At 66.0% G+C, this 6,550-nt stretch carries 6 protein-coding genes and 1 pseudogene; 2 read left to right on the top strand and 5 right to left on the bottom strand.

The annotated features are described in order from the left end of the window. The first annotated feature begins 327 nt into the window (after positions 1 to 327). A complete protein-coding gene (locus H0W38_RS13560) occupies positions 328 to 1,545 on the top strand; it encodes a ribonucleotide-diphosphate reductase subunit beta (RefSeq protein ID WP_292454892.1) in 1,218 nt (405 codons plus the stop codon). A gap of 216 nt (positions 1,546 to 1,761) precedes the next feature. After that, on the top strand, positions 1,762 to 2,256 hold the full coding sequence (locus H0W38_RS13555) for a histone H1-like DNA-binding protein (protein WP_292454889.1): 495 nt from the start codon (positions 1,762 to 1,764) through the stop codon (positions 2,254 to 2,256). Positions 2,257 to 2,351: 95 nt separating this feature from the next. Here the strand turns inward: H0W38_RS13555 and H0W38_RS13550 are convergent, their stop codons facing one another. From H0W38_RS13550 to H0W38_RS13530, 5 genes and pseudogenes are all read right to left on the bottom strand, one after another. After that, positions 2,352 to 2,696: a hypothetical protein gene (locus tag H0W38_RS13550; protein ID WP_292454888.1), complete on the bottom strand. Its 345-nt coding sequence runs from the start codon at positions 2,694 to 2,696 to the stop codon at positions 2,352 to 2,354. A gap of 157 nt (positions 2,697 to 2,853) precedes the next feature. Further along, entirely contained in the window at positions 2,854 to 3,762 is a 909-nt protein-coding gene (locus H0W38_RS13545) for a carbohydrate kinase family protein (RefSeq protein WP_292454886.1), read from the bottom strand. 73 nt (positions 3,763 to 3,835) lie between these two features. Then, positions 3,836 to 4,993: a zinc-ribbon and DUF3426 domain-containing protein gene (locus H0W38_RS13540; RefSeq protein WP_292454883.1), complete on the bottom strand. Its 1,158-nt coding sequence runs from the start codon at positions 4,991 to 4,993 to the stop codon at positions 3,836 to 3,838. Between the two features lie 32 nt (positions 4,994 to 5,025). Continuing rightward, on the bottom strand, positions 5,026 to 5,946 hold the full coding sequence (gene prmA / locus H0W38_RS13535; RefSeq protein WP_292454882.1) for a 50S ribosomal protein L11 methyltransferase: 921 nt from the start codon (positions 5,944 to 5,946) through the stop codon (positions 5,026 to 5,028). Positions 5,947 to 6,045: 99 nt separating this feature from the next. Further along, positions 6,046 to 6,550, bottom strand: a pseudogene (locus tag H0W38_RS13530) (acetyl-CoA carboxylase biotin carboxylase subunit); the annotation flags it as partial.

Genomic DNA, 6,550 nt, shown 5'->3' with positions numbered 1-6,550 from the left:
GCTCCTTGGGTATCGACGGCAGCGCCGCCATGCTCGTAGCAACCTTCTTCGTCCTGCTTGGCATAGATGCTCCTTGTGATCATGCTATGCCTCACACACGAAATATCTGACAGGCTCCGCGTTGCAGTCCGACCGTGACGCAGTGCTGCACATGCATGCGCTGCACTGCGTCGCACACGCCTTGCAACGAACGCTCGACGATGCATCGCATGCACCCAGCAACGAAGTTTGCGATGCGACACCGCAACAACTTCGCCGCCGCAATGTCAACTAGTGCTTTGTGTTTGAACACAACACTCCGATAATTCCACACACAGGAAACACACCATGCTGGTCTGGGAAGACGACGCTCGCTCCACTGCTGTTGCTGATGCCGCGCACAGCCACTCGCCCTCATCGCCGCGCGATGCCCGGGCCACACAAACGTCACCGCTGAATTCCGCACCTTCGTCCGATTCGGACGCTGCCCTGTTCGACGTTCCGCCGCCTTCGAAGAGCGAGACCAAAGCGAAGCCGATCGAAAAAGCGCGCCGCGTCAACGCGGCCGACAAGCGCATCATCAACGGCCAGACCGATGTGAATCAGCTGGTGCCGTTCAAGTACAAGTGGGCGTGGGAGAAGTACCTCGCCACCTGCGCCAATCACTGGATGCCGCAGGAGGTCAACATGTCTCGCGACATCGCGACCTGGCGCGACCCCAACGGCCTCACGCCCGACGAGCGGCGCATCGTCACGCGCAACCTCGGCTTCTTCGTGACCGCCGATTCGCTGGCCGCCAACAACATCGTGCTGGGCACCTATCGCCACATCACCGCGCCCGAATGCCGCCAGTTCCTGCTGCGCCAGGCCTTCGAGGAGGCGATCCACACCCACGCCTACCAGTACATCGTCGAGTCGCTCGGCATCGACGAGGCCGAAATCTTCAACGCCTATCACGAGGTCGCGTCGATCCGCGACAAGGACGAGTTCCTGATCCCCTTCATCGAGGCGATCATGGACCCGCACTTCCACACCGGCACGCTAGAGAACGACCGCACGCTGCTCAAGAGCCTGATCGTCTTCGCCTGCCTGATGGAAGGCCTGTTCTTCTACGTCGGCTTCACGCAGATCCTCGCGCTGGGCCGGCAGAACAAGATGACGGGGGCCTCCACGCAGTACCAGTACATCCTGCGCGACGAGTCGATGCACTGCAACTTCGGCATCGACCTGATCAACCAGATCAAGCTCGAGAACCCGGGCCTGTGGACGCTGCAGTTCAAGGCCGAGATCAAGGCCCTGTTCCTCAAGGCCATCGAGCTCGAATACCGCTATGCCGAAGACACCATGCCGCGCGGCGTGCTCGGCATGAACGCATCCATGTTCAAGGGCTATCTGCGCTACATCGCGAACCGGCGCGCCACGCAGATCGGCCTGGAGGAGCTTTTCCCGAACGAGGAAAACCCGTTTCCGTGGATGAGCGAAATGATCGATCTGAAGAAGGAGACCAATTTCTTCGAAGGCCGCGTCACCGAATACCAGTCCGGTGGCGCGCTCTCGTGGGACTGAATCGCCTTTCGCGGCCCGCCGCGCAGGTCATGACGAAGGATCGACAACAACGAATCAAGATTTGTGGGTGAGGCGACAGACGCGAAAAGCGCAGCGCATTGCCCACGACCCCATTCACTGCACCGGAGCGTCTCTCCAAGGCAGCCCCATGGGCAGTGAATCTCCGTGCCGCTCGAGCGGTGCGGTGTTCTTGCAACTTGATCAAGGAGAATCGTGATGGCAACTGCGAAGAAGGCTGCGGCCAAGAAGGCCCCGGCGAAGAAGGTTCCGGCCAAGAAGGCGGCTGTGAAGAAGGCGCCGGCCAAGAAGGCTGCGGCGAAGAAGGCTCCGGCCAGAAAAGCCCCGGCGAAAAAGGCTGCGGTGAAGAAGGTCGCTGCCAAGAAGGCTCCTGCGAAGAAGGCTGCGGCCAAGAAGGCACCGGCGAAGAAGGCTGCGGCCAAGAAGGTCGCCCGCAAGGCGCCGGCGAAGAAGACTGCTGCCAAGAAGGCTCCCGCGAAGAAAGCGGCAGCGAAGAAGGCACCAGCGAAGAAGGCGCCCGCCAAGAAGGCTGCGGCCAAACGGCCGGCTGCCAAGAAAGCAGCGAAAAAGCCGGCTGCGAAGAAGGCTCCGGCGGCCCCTGCCGCGCCTGCTGCCAAGCCAGCGGCTCCGGCCGCCAAGACCACGCTCAGCCCACAAGCGGCTTGGCCTTTTCCCACGGGCACCAAGCCCTGAGGAAGGACGTTCTTCGAGTTTGAGAACCCGGCTGCGGCCGGGTTTTTTAGTTTACGAGTGCGGGAGTCGCCGTGAGGCCGGGCAAACGCAAACCGCTAGAGCGGCTGCGTGTCGGCAAAGCCGTGCGACGGCAGGCGCGATGGCCTTGACTGGTCCAGACTCAGGTCGAGCGCCGCCCGGCGCGATTTTGCCGCGGCTGCGGCGTCGCGTGCGCTGCACTCCAGTTCACTGAGCGGCGGGCGGGCCACCAGTTCCTTTTGCAACTGCGCGATCTGGCGCCGCGCCTGGCCCACATGCTGAGTGGCCACTTCTCGCGTCTTGTCGAGCCGTTGCTGGAGAACGCCGAGCTTGCGTCCGTACCACCACATGCTGCCCCACCAGGTGAACGCCACCAGCGCGAGTGCGGTGCAAATCAAAAGCAGCCAGGTGATCGGGTTCATCGGCAAGGACCTCGGCGAGCGCCGACGCGTCCTTCGCTCGGCTTGCGCCGAAGATAGCAAGGGCCGCGGCATGCCGGCGTGATATCCGCCTCGGCCTGCAAAGGCTGCAAGCGCAGTGTCCGCGCCGGTGTGCAGTCGAGCACGGTGTGTCGGGCGTTCAAAGGCCGAGCGCGGCGCGGTCGATCAGGTGATTCTGGGGTCCGGGGCTCGCGATCTTGATGGCACCGACGCGGTTGCCGAGTTCGGCGCAACGCGACAGCGGCCAGCCGCGCTCCAGGCCGTAGAGCAGCGCGCCGCGAAAGGCGTCGCCGCAGCCGGTGGGATCGACCACTGCGCTCGCGGCCACGCCCGAAATGTGCTGCACGCGGCCTTGCTCCCAGACCTGGCAGCCGTCGGCGCCGAGCGTGACGACCAAGCCGCGCAGGTGTGAACACGACAGCTCCTCCAGGCTCGAGCCGGTGCGATCGCACAGCATGCGCGCTTCGTAGTCGTTGAGCGCGACCCAGCTGGCCTGCTCGACGAAGCGACGCAGCTCGGCGCCGTCGAACATCGGCAGGCCCTGCCCCGGATCGAACACGAAAGGAATGCCGGCGGCGGCGAGCTGCTCCGCGTGCTGCAGCATCGCGTCACGCCCGTCGGGCGCCACGATCGCGAGCGCAAGATCAGCGCGCGCCGGTACCGCAGCCCGCTCGGCGAACTGCATCGCGCCGGGGTGGAAGGCGGTGATCTGGTTGTTGTCTTGGTCGGTGATGATGATCGCCTGCGCGGTGTAGCTGTTCTCGATGCGGCTCACGTGTTCGGTGCTCACACCCCAGCCGCGCAGGCGTTCGAGGTAGTCGTCGCCGTCATCCGCACCGAGGGCGGCCAGCACCACCGGCTCGCCGCCCAGCGCACGCAGCGTATAGGCGATGTTGCCGGCGCAGCCGCCGAACTCGCGCTTGAGCGTGGGCACCAGGAAGGACACGTTCAGGATGTGAATCTGCTCGGGCAGGATCTGCTGCGCGAAGCGCCCGGGGAACGTGGTGATGGTGTCGAAAGCGAGAGAACCGCAGATCAGGGCTGGCATGGTGAGACAACTCCGCTTGAAATCGAAGGAAAGCGAGGACGCCACCGCAGGCGGCGGCCGTCGAAGGAAAACCTCAGGGATAAAACAGTTCGACGGTGTAGCCGCTCACCCGCGCATCGCCGGTGCTCAGCAGCGCCTGCCACTGAGTCTCGGTTCCGGGTGCGAGCGCTTGCATTGCGTCGATCGAGCCCCCGCCGCTGCTGACGCGGAAGTCGCTCGGCAGCAGTGCGCGCCGAGCGATCAGAGCGCCGCTGCTGTCGGTCAGGCCCAATTCGATCGTCGGCGGCGCCACGGCCACCGAGCCGCGGTTGTTCAAGCTCAGACTCAGGCGGTAGGCTGAACTGCCTTCGACCTGGGTGAGGCCGCTCGCTTCAACCGTCAGCGCCGCGAGCCGGCGCAGCGGCCCGATGTTGCAGCCCATCACGTCGCACAAGGCTTCGAGCGCCGGCCGTGCGTCCGGCCGGTGGGCGGCGATGGTGTCCCGAAACTGCACGGCGACCTGGACCGACAACACGCCCAGCAGCAGCAGCCCGGCGACAACGAGCGAGGCGCGCACCCGGGGGCGCTGCCAGCGCGCGGCGTCTTCGGCCTGGCGCACGAAGCCCGGCGCGACGCCGGGCGGCAGCTCGTAAAGCACCGACGTGCTCGGCCCCGGGTTGGCGGGCGTGTCGTCGATGGAAGTTTCGAACAGCGAGCTCATCTTTTCGCGCTCGCGATGCGCGTGGCGTTCGCGCCAGCGCTGGCGAAGCGAAACGCTCGGCTCCTTCGGTGCGGCTTCGGCGGGCTCCGGGCGCGAGGTGCCGGCGTCATCGTCCAGCACGGCATCGAGCGGGAACTCGCTCGGAAAACGCGCATCGGCGAAATCCGGGTGCTCGGAATCGGCGTCGTCGCTCCGGGCTTCGTTCTGCAGGGGCTTCGAGAAGAAGCGCGATTCGATCGCGTCGTCCTCGTGCGTTGCCGGCACTTCGTCTTGAGGCGAAGCCCCGAGCGGCGGTTGCTGGCTGGCGATGAATTCTTCGACGGCGCGCGCCGCTACCTCGGTCGCACTCGGCGCGGCGGGACGGATCAGCCGCTGCGGAGGCGCCTCGCGCTCCAGATCGAACAGGCTTTCGAGCGCGTTGAAAACCTCCTGACAGCGGCCGCAGCGCACCCAGCCTTCGGATACCTTGAGCTGATCCTGCACGACCCGAAAGATCGTGCCGCAGGCGGTGCAGCGGGTCGCGAGGCTCATGCGCGAGATGATGCCATCAGTACCTTGCCGGCTCAGTCGCGGCCGAACGCGGCGCGCCGTGCCGTCATGAGGATCCAGCCGTCGTCCGAAGCCGCCACTTTCAGGGACAGCCGCGGCGCATACGCCTTCTGAAGCTCTTGCGCCTGGCGTTCCAGAATGCCGGCAAGCACCAGGCGGCCCCCCGGCGCCACGTGCGCCGACAACAGCGGCGCCAGCAGCTTGAGCGGTGTGGCGAGGATGTTTGCAAGCACCAGCGGATACGCGCCGCAGGCGGCTCCGGCCAGCTCCGGCGGCCCGGCGTTGATGCAAGGCACGCCGTTGGCCTGCGCGTTGTCGCGCGTCGACTGCACGGCGGCTGGGTCGATGTCCACCGCGTCGATCGCCCCGGCGCCGAACAGGGCTGCGCCGATGGCCAGAATGCCGGAGCCGCAGCCGTAGTCGAGCACGCGCGAGCCGTGCAGGGCATCGGCATGCTCGGCGATCCAGCGCAGGCACATGCGTGTGGTCGGATGGGTGCCGGTGCCGAACGCCAGCCCAGGGTCCAGGCGCAGCACCTTCGTGGCGGCGGCCGGCGCGGCATGCCAGGACGGCACGATCCAGAAATCCGGAGTGATCTCAACCGGCGCGAACTGCGCTTGCGTTAGACGAACCCAATCCTGCTCGGCCACCGGACGGATCGCCTGGACCTGGACGCCGCCGGCCCACTCCTGCGACAGCAGCAGCGCGGCGGCAGTGGTCGCTGCGCTGTCGTCGGCGAACAGCGCCGCGAGCCGTGAACGCTGCCAGCCTTCCTTCGGCGCGGGCAGGCCGGGTTCGCCGAACAGCGCGTCCTCGGCAGGCGTGTCGGCATCGGCGTCTTCCACCGAAACGCTGAGCGCATCGAGCTCCATGACCAGGGCGTCGGACAGGCGTTCGACCTGGCTTTCCTGGGCCAGCAACAGCAGCTCGACCATGATCTCTTCAGCGCCTGCCGGGCTGCTGCGACGATGCGTTGGCCGTCAGCCCTCGTGCCGCGCGGCACCGAGACGCGGCCGCCGGTGCGTCTAGGCCCATCACCGCTTGCGCTGGTTCATCCAGCCTTCGAGGTAATGGATGCTGGTGCCGCCATCCATGAACTTGGCATCGACCATCAGCTCGCGGTGCAGCGGCACGTTGGTAAGGATGCCTTCGATCACTGTCTCGCGCAGGGCCGTGCGCATGCGCGCGAGGGCCTGCTCGCGGGTGTCGCCATGGCAGATGATCTTGCCGATCATCGAGTCGTAGTGCGGCGGCACGAAGTAGTTGGTGTAGGCGTGCGAGTCGACCCGCACCCCCGGGCCGCCCGGCGGATGCCAAGTGGTGATGCGCCCGGGCGAGGGCGTGTACTTGTACGGGTCCTCTGCGTTCACCCGACACTCGATTGCGTGGCCGCGCATGGCAATCTGGCGCTGAGTGAACGGCAGTTTCTCGCCGGCGGCCACGCGGATCTGCATCTGCACGATGTCGATGCCTGTGACCAGTTCGGTAACCGGGTGCTCGACCTGCACCCGCGTGTTCATCTCGATGAAGAAGAACTCG

This window comes from Methylibium sp., from assembly GCF_013817365.1.
GTDB lineage: Bacteria > Pseudomonadota > Gammaproteobacteria > Burkholderiales > Burkholderiaceae_C > Methylibium.
The sequence above is the reverse complement of the archived record's forward strand: the minus strand, read 5'-3'. Positions and strand labels throughout refer to the sequence as shown.